12 protein-coding genes are annotated in these 14,243 nt (G+C 69.5%); 7 read left to right on the top strand and 5 right to left on the bottom strand.

What is annotated here, in order from left to right; translation table 11 throughout:
• Positions 1–474: 474 nt before the first annotated feature.
• Positions 475–1,638 carry a chorismate synthase gene (gene aroC / locus E8A74_RS47655; RefSeq protein ID WP_136935835.1) on the bottom strand — a complete coding sequence of 388 codons (1,164 nt, stop codon included), beginning with the start codon at positions 1,636–1,638 and terminating at the stop codon, positions 475–477.
• A 106-nt stretch (positions 1,639–1,744) separates the two neighbouring features.
• Here aroC and E8A74_RS47650 point away from each other — a divergent pair, with 106 nt between their 5' ends.
• From E8A74_RS47650 to E8A74_RS47635, 4 genes are read left to right on the top strand one after another with little or no spacing between them, the layout of a single operon-like run.
• Entirely contained in the window at positions 1,745–2,080 is a 336-nt protein-coding gene (locus E8A74_RS47650) for a DUF167 domain-containing protein (protein ID WP_136935834.1), read from the top strand.
• A complete protein-coding gene (gene dapF / locus E8A74_RS47645; RefSeq protein WP_136935833.1) occupies positions 2,077–2,934 on the top strand; it encodes a diaminopimelate epimerase in 858 nt (285 codons plus the stop codon). The genes E8A74_RS47650 and dapF overlap by 4 nt, the downstream gene beginning before the upstream one ends.
• 8 nt (positions 2,935–2,942) lie before the next feature.
• Entirely contained in the window at positions 2,943–4,727 is a 1,785-nt protein-coding gene (locus tag E8A74_RS47640) for a GGDEF domain-containing response regulator (protein WP_170229930.1), read from the top strand.
• Between the two features lie 9 nt (positions 4,728–4,736).
• The gene (locus E8A74_RS47635; RefSeq protein ID WP_136935831.1) at positions 4,737–6,143 is read left to right on the top strand and encodes a DUF4388 domain-containing protein; all 1,407 of its coding nucleotides are present in this window, start codon (positions 4,737–4,739) and stop codon (positions 6,141–6,143) included.
• A gap of 6 nt (positions 6,144–6,149) precedes the next feature.
• On the opposite strand, the gene E8A74_RS47630 is transcribed toward E8A74_RS47635, so the two are convergent.
• From E8A74_RS47630 to E8A74_RS47615, 4 genes are all read right to left on the bottom strand, one after another.
• Entirely contained in the window at positions 6,150–7,352 is a 1,203-nt protein-coding gene (locus E8A74_RS47630) for a formylglycine-generating enzyme family protein (RefSeq protein WP_136935830.1), read from the bottom strand.
• Complete coding sequence (locus tag E8A74_RS47625) at positions 7,346–8,413, bottom strand: hypothetical protein (RefSeq protein WP_136935829.1); 1,068 nt, start codon at positions 8,411–8,413, stop codon at positions 7,346–7,348. Before E8A74_RS47625 ends, E8A74_RS47630 begins: the two co-directional genes overlap by 7 nt.
• Positions 8,410–8,922 carry a hypothetical protein gene (locus E8A74_RS47620; RefSeq protein WP_136935828.1) on the bottom strand — a complete coding sequence of 171 codons (513 nt, stop codon included), beginning with the start codon at positions 8,920–8,922 and terminating at the stop codon, positions 8,410–8,412. Before E8A74_RS47620 ends, E8A74_RS47625 begins: the two co-directional genes overlap by 4 nt.
• 79 nt (positions 8,923–9,001) lie before the next feature.
• A complete protein-coding gene (locus E8A74_RS47615) occupies positions 9,002–9,907 on the bottom strand; it encodes a hypothetical protein (protein WP_170229929.1) in 906 nt (301 codons plus the stop codon).
• A gap of 61 nt (positions 9,908–9,968) precedes the next feature.
• Here E8A74_RS47615 and E8A74_RS47610 point away from each other — a divergent pair, with 61 nt between their 5' ends.
• The 3 genes from E8A74_RS47610 to ald all read left to right on the top strand — a co-directional run bounded on the left by E8A74_RS47610 (position 9,969) and on the right by ald (position 14,232).
• Positions 9,969–11,600, top strand: coding sequence for a DUF1592 domain-containing protein (locus E8A74_RS47610; RefSeq protein WP_136935826.1), 1,632 nt, complete (start codon positions 9,969–9,971; stop codon positions 11,598–11,600).
• Complete coding sequence (locus E8A74_RS47605; RefSeq protein ID WP_136935825.1) at positions 11,597–12,958, top strand: DUF1552 domain-containing protein; 1,362 nt, start codon at positions 11,597–11,599, stop codon at positions 12,956–12,958. The genes E8A74_RS47610 and E8A74_RS47605 overlap by 4 nt, the downstream gene beginning before the upstream one ends.
• 161 nt (positions 12,959–13,119) lie before the next feature.
• Positions 13,120–14,232 carry an alanine dehydrogenase gene (gene ald / locus E8A74_RS47600; RefSeq protein ID WP_136935824.1) on the top strand — a complete coding sequence of 371 codons (1,113 nt, stop codon included), beginning with the start codon at positions 13,120–13,122 and terminating at the stop codon, positions 14,230–14,232.
• Positions 14,233–14,243 lie beyond the last annotated feature (11 nt).

The raw sequence follows: 14,243 nt of genomic DNA, 5'->3' as shown, positions 1-14,243 counted from the left end.
AACAGAAGATGAACCGAACCGTTATAAGCCGTCAGGTGGCCTGTCCGATATGCACCGTGGCGGCCATGGGAACAGGAGCGGCCATCGACCGTCGTCGATGGGCTCGCGATCAACACCAGCCACCTAGGCGTATCGGTCGAGAGGGTTCCCGGTACGACGAGCAGCGATAGGCGTATCGGTCGAGAGGGTTCCCGGTACGACGAGCAGCGATAGGCGTGTCGGTCGAGAGGGTTCCCGGTACGACGAGCAACGATAGGCGTGTCGGTCGAGAGGGTTCCCGGTACGACGAGCAACGATAGGCGTATCGGTCGAGTGGGTTCCCGGTACGACGAGCAGCGATAGGCGTGTCGGTCGAGAGGGTCCCCGCTACGACCAGCACCGTTAGGCGTATCGGGTCACCTGAATCCGATGTCGTAGCGAGGCCCTTCGGGGGTGAGGGAGTGTCAGCTCAATGTTTCACGTGAAACGTCCCGGTCAGTAGGCCGCGAGCTGCGCGCGGTACGTCTCCACGTTGCGCCGAAGCTCGCCGAGGCTGTCGCCCCCAAACTTCTCCAGGACGGCATCCACCAGGGTGATGGCGACCATGGCCTCGCCGACGACGGACGCGGCGGAGACGGCGCAGATGTCGCTGCGCTCGTGCGCGGCGTCGAACGGTTCCTTGGTGTGGACGTCGACGGAGGGGAGGGCGCGCCGGAGGGTGGCGATGGGCTTCATGGCGGCGCGGCAGATGAGGGGCATGCCGTTGGTGATGCCTCCTTCGAGGCCGCCGGCGCGGTTCGTGGGTCGGTCGAAGTGGTGGGTCGGGTCGTAGGTGATGGGGTCGTGGACCTGCGAGCCGCGGAGGGTGGCGGCCGTGAAGCCGAGGCCAAGCTCGACACCCTTGATGGCGTGGATGCTCATGAGGGCCTGCGCGAGGCGGCCGTCGAGCTTGCGGTCCCACTGGACGTGGCTGCCGAGGCCCGGCGGGAGGCCGGTGGCGATGACCTCGAAGACGCCGCCGAGGGTGTCGCCCGCGTGAGAGGCTTCGTGGATGGCCGCGCGCATGGCGGGCTCGGCATCGGGGTCGACGCAGGCAAGGTCGGAGGCGCGGGCGCGGGCGCGGAGCTCGGGGAAGGGGAGGTCGGGCAGGGTGGCCGTGACCGAGCCGATGGAGACGACGTGGGCGAAGATGTCGATTTCAAGGAGGGCGAGGAGCTTGCGGCAGATGCCGCCGACGGCGACGCGGGACGCGGTCTCGCGGGCGCTGGCGCGTTCGAGGATGTCGCGGAGGTCCTTGCGGTCGTACTTGAGGCCGCCCGCGAGGTCGGCGTGGCCCGGGCGGGGGCGGGTGAGGGCTTCGGGGGGCGCGGGGAAGGGGTCCGGGCCCATGCGCCCGGCCCAGTTGGCGTGGTCGCGGTTGTCGATGCGCAAGGCGATGGGGCCGCCCAGGGTCTCGCCGCCCCGGACGCCTCCGACAAGCTCGGCCCGGTCCGTTTCAATTTTCATGCGCCCGCCACGGCCATACCCGCGTTGACGTCGTGCGAGGTCGTGATCGACGTCCTGGGAGAGGAGGGGCATCCCGGCCGGGATGCCTTCGACGATGGCCACCAGCGAAGGGCCGTGTGATTCACCCGCTGTCATCCAACGAAGTCGCGCCATGCCCCCACGCTAGTACAGGAAGGCAGGGCCCAAAAGGATCGGGCGAAAGTTCGAATTCAAGAACCGTATGGACGGGTCGGTTTGCGCTAGGATGCGCCACCGCGCGATGTCGAAAGCAACGAACCAGATTCCCGGGGAATGGGCGCGGCTCGAGATGAGCGAGCGCGCCGGCGCCGTGCGCTTCTCCGTGCACGTGCGCCCGCGCTCGTCCCGCTGTTCGATCCTCGGGGTGCGCGAAGGAGCGCTCGACGTCGCGTTGACCGCGCCACCCGCCGAAGGAGCCGCAAACGAGGAGCTGCGCAAGCTCCTTTCCCGCGTGCTCGAGGTGCGCCGCGCCGACGTGAACATCCTCGTGGGCGCGAGCAGCCGCAGCAAGCTCCTGGAGATCAACGGGACGAGCTCGACCACAGTGCGCGAGCTCTTCAGCAGGGCGAAGCGATGAGCGGCGCGCTCGCATTCGAGAAGTGGGAGGGGCTCGGCAACGATTTTGTCGTCCTCGACGCAAGCTCGGAGGATGCGATCACGCCCGAGCAAGCACGCGCGCTCTGCGACAGGCACCGAGGCATCGGCGGCGACGGCGTGTTGCTCGTGATCGGCGGCGCGACGCCGCGTATGGTCGTGCTGAACGCCGACGGGTCGCGGCCGGAGATGTGCGGGAACGGGCTCCGGTGCGTGGCCGCGTTCCTCGCCGACCGAACGGGCGCCGAGGGGCTGTCGATGGTGATCGCGACGGACGCCGGGGACAAGCCGTGCGCCATCGAGCGAAGGAGCGAAGGTCTTTACGACGTGACCGTGGACATGGGTCACGCGAAGATGGGGCCGAGGCTCGACGTGGAAGCGGAAGGGCGGACGCACGGGTTTTCGACGGTCGATGTGGGCAATCCGCACGCGATCACGTTCGAGCCCTACGCCGAGGCGGAGATCGACCGGGTGGGGCCGACGGTGGCGACAGCGCCGGCGGGAGGGATCAACGTGGAGTTCTGCCGGATGCTCGGGGAAGGGGCGCGGCCGCGGATCGCGGTGACGGTCTGGGAGCGCGGCGTGGGGCGGACGCTCGCTTGCGGGACAGGCGCGTGCGCCGTGGCGGCGGCGGCGTGTGAGCAGGGTCGGGCCCCGCGCGGCGCGCCGATCGAGGTGTTTCTGCCGGGCGGGCCGCTCGAGATCACGGTGGACGAAGCGCGGGCGTTGCGCATGAAGGGGCCGGCGCGGCGGGTGTTCCGGGGAACGTGGGAAACGAGCTTCGGGCTTGGCCCAGGCCAGCCGACTCCTCCATCGTGGGCCGGGACCACGTCATGATGAACTCCATGCCCCCGATCCCCGCGTCCCGCCGCCGGCCGCTCGATCGGGGCGGCGCGCCCGCGCTGACCGTGCTTTGCATCGCGCAAGACGTCGCCGTGCGCGAGCTCGTCCCGCGCGTGCTGCGCTTCGACAAGGTGCTGGTGACGGCCGACTTCTCCGAGGCGTTCATGATGGCGACGGCCGAGATGCCGGACATCGCCTTCGTGGAGCTCGGGATCGGCGACGGCGCAGGCCTGAGCCTGGTGCACCACCTGAAGGCGCTCGTGGCGGACCTCAGCGTGGTGACGCTGGCGACGAAGAAAAACCTCGACGCCGCCGCGAACGCGCTCTCGCTCGGCGCGTCGGGCCTGCTCTTGATGCCGCTCTCGGGCGACGATGTCCTCAGCTCGGTGTGGGGGATCAAGCAACGGCTGGTCGAGCGCGCCGAGCGGGATCGGTTGGAGCGCGCCGCCGCCGTGAGCGCGCGCGCGACGGGGTGGATCGCCCGCATCGCCGAGATCGCCGAAGCGACGGACCGGACGAGCGCCGCGCGTGAGCTCGTGGAGATCCTCGTCGAGGTGACGAGCGCGAAGGGCGCCGCCGTGTACCTCGCCGGGGACACGCCGCAGGAGCTGGTGCTCGGCGCCGCGAGCCCCGGGCTCGACAGCGCGCCCACGACCGGCACCGAAAAACACATCCTCGACACGTTCGCCACGCCGCGCCGGCTGCTCGCCGTGCCGCTCGGCTCGCGCAACGTCGCGGCCGGGTACGTGCTGCTCGACGAGGACAAGCCACGTGTCCCCGCCGCGACGGGCGCCGATCCGCCGATCGATGGGATCATCCGGCTGCTCGCGAACGTCGCCGCGACCGCGATTGCCATGCTCGGCGAGCGCGAGCGCGCCGCCCGCGGGGGCGCCGCCATCAAGGACCCGACGTCGAGCGCGTACTCGTTCGCGTATTACGTCGACGTGGCCGGCCGGGAGATCGGGCGCGCGCGCCGGTACAACCGGCGGTTCGCGATCGTGACCATGGTGTACGAGCCGATCCCCGGGCAGCCGGCGCTCTCGCCGACCGAATACGCCGACCGGCTGCTCGCCACGATCCACGACACGGACGTGCTCGCCCGCGTCGACGAGAACGAGTTCCACCTGCTCTTGCCCGAGACGAGTGGCCTCGGCGCGCACTCGGTCCGGCGTCGCATCGCGCGGCTCGGGAGCGGGGAGAAGTCGGTGACGAGCCGCGCGCTGCTCGTCGGCGCCGCCGCCTTCCCGACCGACGGGCAGGACCTCGGCAAGTTGCTTCGGGTCGCGCGCTTGCGCGCCGAGGCGAGCAAGACGTCGGTGGTGCACAGGCTCGATCCGGAGTCGACCACGGTGCCGGATTTGCTCGAAATGCTCATCTGGGAGACGGTGAACGCGGCGCCGGCGCGGCAGACGTCGGCGGTGCGGCCGATCGAGCTGGCCGCGGCGGAGGCGCAGACGCTCGCGCAGGCGGTGGTGGCCGACGCGCAGCGCGGCGGCGCGGCGACGATCGTGGTCGCGCACCACACGGACCTTTGCCTCGGCGCGGCCGTGCGCTCGGCGCTGGGGCACGACGCCGACAAGATCGCGCTGCACGCGCTCGACCTGCGGAGCGTGCCGGGTTGCGAGCGGATCGAGGCGCTGGCGATCATCGCCGAGCACGGGGCCTACGCGCTCGTGGCGCGCAACGACGACGGCCTGCTCCGGGGCGCGCACGCGGCCGATCCGCTGCTCGCCGACGTGCTGGCCGAGCGCCTCGGCCGGGCCGCGGGCGTGCGGGTGATTGGATAAGGGGCGGCCATGTCGCGACGCGTACTCCTCGTGGACTCCGATGTCGACGCGCTCGGCGCGCTCGCCTCCGCGCTGCGGGCCATGGGCCTCGCGGTGGCGAACGCGAACAGCGCGGAGAGCGCGCTCGAGCAGGCCTACCAGAGCCGCCCCGACGTGGTGCTCGTGCCGCGCGCCCCCGAGCGCGGCGGTAACGTGCGCGAGGTCTTCAAGGAGCGGCCCGAGTTCGCCGACATCCCGGTGCTCTTCCTCGTCGACAAGATGGTCGACGTCGACCTCGTGCAGGACGAGGTGATGCGGGTCGACGTCGACCACATCGTCTCGCGCATCACGGAGGTGTCGCGGCGCGTGTCGCGTCCGCCGTTGCCGCAGGACATCCGCGGCGACCTGGAGCAGGTGCCGCTCGTGGACATGCTTCAGCTCCTGGCGATGAACCGCCGGACGGGGTCGCTGAGCATCACCACGGCGCGGGGTCCGGGCGAGGTGAAGCTCGCCGAGGGGCAGATCGTCGACGCGAGCTTCAGCCGTCGGACGGGGGAACGCGCGCTCTACCGGCTGCTCGCCGAGCGCCGGGGCCGCTTCGCGTTCTCGCCGGGCGACCCGCCGACCCAGCGCCGCATCCAGGCCTCCACGAACATGCTGCTGATGGAGGCGATGCGGCAGGTCGACGAGCTCAACGAGCGTCGCGCGAGCCTCTCGCCCGAGGGGGAGGTGTTTGCCTTGTCGGACCTGGCGAGCCTCTCGGGGCTGCTCGACGGCCCGGAGTCGATGCCGGATCCGTCGTCGATGCGAGGTCGGATCTTCGAGCTCTTGCAGATGCCGCGCAGCATCGACGAGCTGCTCGACGAGATCGACGGTCCGGACCTCGACATCCTGGACGCGCTCGTGCAGCTCAAGAAGAGCGGCAAGGTCAAGACGATCCCGCTCGCCACGCTGACGACGCCGCTGGCGACGCCGGAGCAGATCCCGGTGCTGCGCTCGCTGGCGACGCGGCTCGTGCGTCCGGGCTTCTCGGTGCCGCCGCGGCTGCTCCTGGCGACGAGCCCGCAGCGGCTGGGGGTGCTCGCGTACTCGATGCGTCGGATCACGGACGTGGTGATGGCGCCGGAGCCGACGTCGCGTGCGCCGCTGACGCGCTCGCTCGGGACGATGCGTCTCGGCGAGGGGGTGGAGGTGGCGGTGATCGGGCTGCCGACGGACGAGACGATGGCGCCGACGTGGGCGCTGTCCTTGCCGGGGACGGCGGCGGTGGTGCGCGTGGGCGAGGCGGAACGAGCGGCGCTCGAAGCGCATTGCGAGGCGGTGGAGGTGATGCTGCTCGAAGCGGATAAGCTGATCGGGCAGTTCGACGCGACGATCCCGGCGGAGCTAGCGGCGCTCTTGCGGGCGGCGCTGGAGGCGGCGGCGGGGGCGGGATAACGTGATTCAGGGCGCGTCGCAGCAGCGAAAGCCCACGTTCGGATAGCCCTCGTTGCGCGCGAAGGGGAAGGTATCCCCGCATTTCGACGACGAGAGGCTGCCATACCCGCCGCCGCGCGCCCCACAGTTGCTGCCGTCGCACGCGTTCTCCCATTCGGCGACGTTGCCGCTCATGTCGAATAGGCCCGGCACGCTCCCCGCGCACGTCGCCAGGGATCCGGCGGGCGTCGTGGTCGTGCCCTCGGTGTTGCACGTGGTCTTTTCGTACGTGTCGCCGTAAGGATACCCTTGGGACGACGCGCTCGCGCAGGCGAGATACCACTCGTGCTCCGCGGCGGGAGCGAACGTCTTGATGAATTTGCCGTCGACGCCGCCGCAGAGGCGCTTGCCGGCCCATGCGCAATAGGCATCTGCCGCGCACCATTTCACGCAGACCTGGGGGTGGCCCTCGCACCCCGCGCCCTGGCAGACCTCGCTCTTCGCCAGGCATTCCTCGTCGGGGTAATACGCGGTGGCGAGCCCGCAGTCGGCGTCGCCGCTTTCGGGCGGGTGCGGGTTCGTGGCGAGCCAGCTCGTGTAGGCTGCGCGGGTCACCTCGGTGGCGTCGATCGAGAAGCCGCCCTGCGGCGCGGTGACGGTGCCGCCCTGGGGGCAGGGTCCGCACCCGGCGGAGCCACACGCGCCCGTGCAGCGGGGCGCGGGATCGGGGCATTCGGGGTCGGTGAGCGCGACGCCCGCTGCGTCCTCGGGCAAGCCCGCCTCGTCCACCGTCGGGTCGACGCATTGCCCCTGTTTGCACGTCTGTCCGAGGGGGCACTCCTTGCCGAGGCACGATGTGCAGAGCGGCATGCGCAGGACGACCGATCGCTCGCTGAAGCGCAGGACGGCGCTGCGCGCGATCACCGTCTGGCCGTCTTTTTTACCCTCGACGACGACCGTGATCGGATCGGCGTTGCTCTCGCCCTGATAGAGTTCTTTTTCAGAGAGCACGTAGGCATCGGGCAGATCGGTCACGACGTCGTACCCGAAGTCGTCGGAGAGCTCCGTCTTGTTCGTCCGCCGCGCCGTGATGGTGAGCCCCTCGAACGTGACCGGCGTCGGGGCGTCCGTCGAAATCGCCACCCGGATGATCCCCGAAGGCGCGTCCCCACAGCCGGTCAGTGCGGCGAGCGCCACGCCCGCCCAAAGGAGCGGAGAACGTTTCACCATGAGAAAAGCGGCCTCCCGAACGCAGAGGTGCCAGAGCCGAAACCGCCCGTCGGCCCAGGCTTTTCCTCTTTCGTCCGATCATAAATGATCCAGCCCACGCCGATGCCGAGGCCCACGGTGATGAGCGAGCCGATGACGATCGCCGCCGTGTGGTCGCTCGGGGGTGGCCCCGCGGCGGGGGTGGATGGGCTCGGCAAGGGCTCGTAGGACGTGAAAAACGGCGGCGCGCTCGTTTCGGCGCGAGGGGTTTCACGAGGCGTGGGCTCGGCCTTCGGCGGCTCGGGCTCCGCAGCGGGCGAAGTGTCCGCCGGTTCGGTCTTCTTCGGCGCCACGAGGCGCACGACCTCCACCCGCAAGAGCGCGCCACACCCATACGGCGGTGCGGTGTCCTCGGCCGTGGCTTTCGCGCAGACGGCCTGATCACCGCCCTGGTTCAAGATCTCGCGCTTGGCCGTGCTGTGCGCGCCCGCGACCTCCTGCGCCGCCGGGCCGCTGCCGACCGAGGCGTCCGCGCCGAGCGACGCGTCCCCGCCGGCGAAAAACTCGAATGCGCCCACGGCCAGGGCCGTGACGACGTGCGTCGCGCTTGCGCAATCGCCCTCGAGCTCGTCACGGCCGATCGCATCGCGCTCGGCCTGGAACGTGCCCACGATCGTCAGCGAGACCTGGAGCTGCCCGGCCTTCTTCAGCGCGGCTTCGAGGCGCGCGGCGCCGAGGGGCAGGGCGGCGTGCAGGTCGTCCTCGTCGCGGATGGTCACCCGCTCGCGCTGCGGCGTGGTCGAGACGTAGCCGTAGGCCCCCGGGACGCGGCAATGCCCGAGCACCGCCATCGTTTCGCCCTGGTAATGCACCGCGACCGCGCCGCGCCGCGCGAGCGCCTCGAGCTTGGTGCGCTCGGCGGCCGGCCATTCGATGATCAGCGGCTCGTCCTGGTTCTTGAACGAGCGCGCCTTCGCCTGGTCCCTCGGCGCGTATTCGGGCGCCTTCGCGACGAGGGCGGCAGGCGAGCCGCAGCCCGCGGCAGTGGCGAGCGCGAGGAGCGCGGCGAGGGCCCGCCTCACGGGCAAACCACCTTGATGAGGGTCTTCGAGGTGCGCGTCGCCGGATCGGTGTCGGCGCAGCCCGCGCGCTTGATCAAGGTCTCGATTGCGACGTTCTCGCGCCCGCACAAGGAGAGCAGCTCGCCGTTGGTCACCCCCGTGGCGACGACCTCCACGAGGGAGTACGCGCCGACGCCGTTGTCACAGGTCGGCGCGCCCTCGACGCCGCCCGCAAAGCGCAGGGAGATGTCCATGAACTTCTCGCCGTCGTAGAAATCGACCACCTTGGCCGAGGCGATCTCGAGCGAGTCGGCCGGCCTGTTGCACCCCGATACCTGGAAGGTGGCCGTGAGGTCGATCCTCGGGGCTGCGTCGGGCTGGGTCGAATCGACCTCGATCGGCCCCTTCGGCGAGACGGTGACCGTCGTCGGGATCTCGTCCTGGCAGGTATACTCGTCCGGGCCGCAGCCGGCAGCGAGCAGCGCGGGAAGGAGGGCGAACGAGACCAAGCGGGAAGGGGACACGGGCATGGCGGGCCATTCTAGGGCGACCGGCGCACCATGGGAAGGCCCTTCGCGGCTCGTCGCATCAAGCGCGGCGAGGTTCCACCTACGGCATACAGAGCCGAATCGACGATCCATAAAGCCCCGCCCCTCCATCCACCATCACGCGGTATACATGCTCGTTTGTTCCCGCCGGGCACGAGCATCCCCCGGTCCACGGATTCCCCACGCGGCACGTCGGCTCCACGTCGTCCACCTGGAATGCGCCTCCGAACGTTCGCAGCGGCGCCTCCTTGTTGCCACAAAGCACCACCACGCTTCCTCCCTCCGCGCCGTTGCATGGCAGCCGGAGGATCGAGCGCAGCCCGATCACCTCGTCGAACCCCGCCGGGCACGCGCAGGCCCCGCCGGCCATCGGGTTGCCGACGCGGCATTGCGCCGTCGAGCCGCACCAGCCATCGAGATCGTCGACCTGGTACGCCCCACCGAAATCGCTGTCCGGTGCGAGCGTGGGCGTCACGCAGAGCTGCAGCGTCGTCGCCGATCGCATCGGCACGCCGGGGCAATCACTCTGCACCAAGAGCGGCAGCGCGGACGCCGGGCTCGGGCAGCCGCATGTGCCGGTCTGCGAATTTGGCGTGCCACACCCCGCGCATTCCGGTGGGAAGGTCTCGAACGCACCGTAGAGGTTCAGGCAATCGGCGGGGTTTTCCACGAGCGTGCCATTGCAGTCGTAGGCGCAGGTCCCGTTCACGCATTGACCGCCCGGTCCACAGGAATGGTTGCACGCGCCGCAATGTGACGCGTTGTCCTCCAGGTGGACGCATTTGCCGTTGCACGTGGTCTCGGTGGAGAAACAACCGTGCCCGCCTTCGTTCGAGCCTCCGCCGCCGGCGCCGCCGGAGCCTCCTCCCGCCTCGCCTTCGTCGGAGCTCCCACCGCTCGCACAAGCCGTGAGCAGGAGCGCAAAAACCAGATTCGAGGCAGAGTAAAAAATTCGCAGCGTCGACACATGCCGATCGTACCACGATCGCGCTTGTTTCGACTCCCTGGAGTCTTGTAACTTCGAACGCATGCGACAGGCATATGCGCCTTTGCTGTGCGCGCTCGTGGGCCTCGCGAGTTGCGTGGGCATCATCGGGGACTCGGGCGACGAGCGGGCCGCCGCCGCGGCGTTCGCGCCCGCCGAGCCGACGCTCCATCGCCTCACGCGGCCGCAAATCCAGAACGCCTGGCTCGATCTCTTCGGCAAACCGCTCACGATCCCCGCGGATTTGCCGGTCGACGACGTGCTCTACGGCTTCTCGTCGATCTCCGCGGCCCGCAGCACCATCGCCCCCGTCGACGCCGAGAAATACGAGAACGCGACGTACGCGGTGCTCGATCAAATCTTCGCCGATCCGGTCCGGCGCGACGCGCTCGTCGGGTGCCCCGTGACGGCCGTGGGCGAGCCGTGCGTCAAGGACTTCCTCGCCTCGTTCACCACGCGCGCCTGGCGCAGGCCCGCCTCCGAGGAGGAGGTCACGTCGCTCCAGGTGCTCTCGGCGAAGGTCGCGACCGACCTCGAAGACGAGGCGCAGGGCCTCAAGTTCGCGCTCGCCGCGGTCTTGCTCTCGCCGCATTTCTTGTTCCGCGTCGAGGTCGGCGAGCCGGGCGACGAGGGGTATCGCTACACGGGCTGGGAGATGGCGAGCCGCCTATCGTTCCTGCTGCTCGACGCGCCCCCCGACGATACGCTGCGCGAAGCAGCGCGGCGCGGCGAGCTCGCGACGACCGAGGGCGTGCGGGCCCAGGCGTCGCGTCTGCTCGACGATCCACGCGCGCGCGTCACGCTCACGCGGTTCTTTCGCGACTTCATGAACATCGGCAAGCTCGACGCGCTCGACAAGCACCCGGACAAATTCCCCCAGCTCTCGGCGACGCTCGGGCCCTCGATGCGCATCGAGATGGAGCGCATGTTCGAGAACAACGTCTTCGAGAAAGAGGGCGATTTCCGGGACATGTTCACGACACGCGACACGTACGTCAACGAGGACCTGGCGCGCGTGTATGGCATCGAGGGCATCACGGGGCCGGAATGGACGCCCGTCACGTTGCCCGACGACGGTCGGCGCGCAGGCATTCTGACGACGCCCGGGTTCCTCGCGCTGAACGCGCACAAGACGCAGACGTCGCCGACCCACCGCGGGCGTTTCGTCCGGCTGAACATGTTTTGCCAGGACATCCCACCGCCCCCGCCGGGAATCAACACCACGCTGCCCGAGCCCGAGCCGGGCAAGCCCACCACGCTGCGGCAGCGGCTCGACGAGCACCGGACGAATCCCGAATGCGCAGGCTGCCACGAGCAGATGGATCCGATCGGCTTCGCCTTCGAGAAGTACGACGCGATCGGCGCGTACCGCGAGACCGACGAGAATGGCCTGCCGGTCGATTCGACCACGGTGGTCGACGGCCATCCGGTCGCGGGGCCGAGCGACATGGCGGAGCTCGCCGCCTCGCTCCCGGAGGTCGGCGCCTGCATCGCGCGGCGGTTTTACGAGCACGCGGGCGCGCACCTCGCCGGCAAGGGGGACAAGAACAGCGTCGAGGAGCTCGTCGCCGATTTCGTGGCGAGTGATTACCGGTTCAAGGACCTCGTCCTTGGCCTTGTGACCAACGACGGATACCGCTACGCCAGCAAGCCCTCGCAGGAGGTGAAGCCGTGAGCGCACGCAAACTCGAACGCCCTTCCCGTCGCCTGTTCCTGCGCGGACTGCTCGGTGGCGCCGCCGTCGCCGTGGGCCTTCCGATCTTCGAGATGATGCTGAACGGGAATGGCGACGCCTTCGCCGACGGCGAAGACATCCCGACCCGCTTCGGCCTCTGGTTCTTCGGCAACGGCGTCCACCTGCCCACCTGGACCCCGCCCACCGTGGGGCCGGATTGGACCGTGCCGGAGGATTTCGGCCTCGTCCCGCTGCTGCCGTACAAGGACTACGTCAGCGTGATCAGCGGGCTCTCGGTGAAGACGCCGCGGCACCCGCACCATTCGGGGATGTCGGCCGTTTGCTCGGGCGGACCGCACCTCAAGATCGACGACGTGCGCGACACGATCGTGTCGACGATGAAGTACCCGAGCATCGATCAGGTCGCCGCGCAATACTTCCAGTCGCTCGCGCCAAACCCGTACAAATCACTCGAAGTCGCCGTGACGCGCTTCCGCGGCACCGACGAGGGCACGTCGTTCCAGCACCTCTCGCACAATGGCAGCAAGAGCGGCGAGACGAACGTCAATCCGTCGGAGGAATCGCCGCACGCGTTCTTCGATCGCCTCTTCAACAAGGGCGCGGGCTCGCCGCTCGTGGACCGCGCGCGGGGGAGCGTGCTCGACGCCGTGAGCGGGCAGATCAAGACGCTCCAGGGGCGGCTCGGCGCCAAGGACAAACAGCGGCTCGAACAGCACCTCACGAGCATCTCGGAGATCGAGTCCCGGCTGAACGTGCCCATCGGTGAATGCAACAAGCCCGACGATCCGGGCGCGTTCCCCGATCTCGCCTCGAACGAGCAGATTGCCGAGAAAAACAAGGCCGTGAGTGATCTCGTGGCCCTCGCGCTCTCCTGCGGGCTCACGCGCTCGTTCTCGATCCAGTATTCGACCTGCGGCTCGGGCGCGGTGTTCTGGATGGTCGGCGCGACCGACGGGCAGCATTACATGAACCACACCGAGCCGGCGCCCTACACGAAACAAAAGGACGCTGTGCGGTTCACCATGGGCCAGCTCGCCTATTTCCTCGATCGGCTGAAGAACACGCCCGACGCGACCGGCAACCTGCTCGACCACAGCTCGATTTTCGTCTGCACCGAGCACACCGAGGGCTGGACCCACGCACAAGACGATCTGCCGATGCTCCTCTGCGGCAAAGGCGGCGGCCGATTGCGCGGCAATGTTCATTACCGTCAGGACGGCGGGAATGCGAGCCGCGCGCTCATGACCGCGCTGCGCGGCGCGGGCCTGCCGCTCGCGGAGTTCGGTTACGAAGAAGGGTACACGAAGGAGCGGATCGCAGAACTCGAGACGGCGTGATCCTGACGCGGCGCTTCCGCGCAGCGCGCTAAATGCCTGGAAAGTCGCCACGATCGCCGCATCGCGTCGTTCGCGGAACTGGCTCCACGTGCCGTTCCTTCTGCTATGGTCGCGCGCGCCATCGCGGCGCCGAAGCGTCGACCAAGTCGGGAGGAGACATCGTGCTCATCGGAGTTCCGAAGGAGATCAAGACCAGGGAGTACCGCGTCGGGATGACGCCGGCAGGCGTTCGCGCCTTCGTGGCCCGCGGGCACAAGGTGCTCGTCCAGCAAGGGGCCGGCGAAGGCAGCGGCATCAAGGACGAGGCCTACGTGCGCGCAGGCGCGACGATGGTCCCGACCGCCGCCGACGCCTGGAGCGCCGAGATGGTCGTGAAGGTGAAGGAGCCGCTCGCCGCCGAGTACGGGTTCTTCCGGAAAGACCTGATCGTCTACACGTACCTGCACCTCGCGGCCGAGCCCGAGCTCACGAAGAAGCTCGCCGAGACGGGTGTCGCGGGCGTGGCGTACGAGACGATCGAGCTCGCCGATGGCTCGCTGCCGCTGCTCCGGCCGATGAGCGAGGTGGCCGGCCGCATGTCCGCGCAGGTGGGCGCGGCGTGCTTGCAGAAGGAGCACGGCGGCAAGGGCATCCTGCTCGGCGGCGTGCCGGGCACGCGGCGCGGGCGCGTGGTGATCCTCGGCGGCGGCGTCGTCGGCAAGAACGCCGCGACGATCGCGGTCGGCATGGGCGCGCAGGTGACCGTGCTCGACGTGCGCGGCCAGACGATGGAGTACCTCGAGGACGTGTTCGGCGGGGCGATCGAGACGCTCTACTCGAACGCGGACAACATCGAGGCGTGCGTGCAGCGCGCGGACCTCGTGATCGGCGCGGTGCTCGTGACGGGCGCGAAGGCGCCGAAGCTCGTGACCGAGAAGCTCATCTCCGAGATGGAGAAGGGCAGCGTGGTGGTCGACGTGGCCGTGGACCAGGGCGGTTGCATCGAGACGTGCCGGCCGACGACGCACGACAACCCCACCTACGAGGTGCACGGCGTCGTGCACTATTGCGTGGCGAACATGCCGGGCGCCGTGAGCCACACGAGCACGTGGGCGCTGACGAACACGACGTTGCAGTACGGCCTTGCGATCGCGGACAAGGGCGTGGCGGCGGCGGCGCGCGCGGATCGCGCGGTCTTGCTCGGCGTGAACACGTTCGGCGGCGCGGTGACGTACGGGCCGGTCGCGCAGGCGCACAACCTCGAGTACGTGCCGGTCGAGCGGGCGCTCGGCTGAGCTTTCGCTCT

Origin of the sequence: Polyangium fumosum (assembly GCF_005144585.1) — a bacterium.
Taxonomy (GTDB): Bacteria; Myxococcota_A; Polyangia; order Polyangiales; family Polyangiaceae; genus Polyangium; species Polyangium fumosum.
Note: the sequence above shows the minus strand (reverse complement) of the source record. Positions and strands in the feature narration are given on the sequence as shown.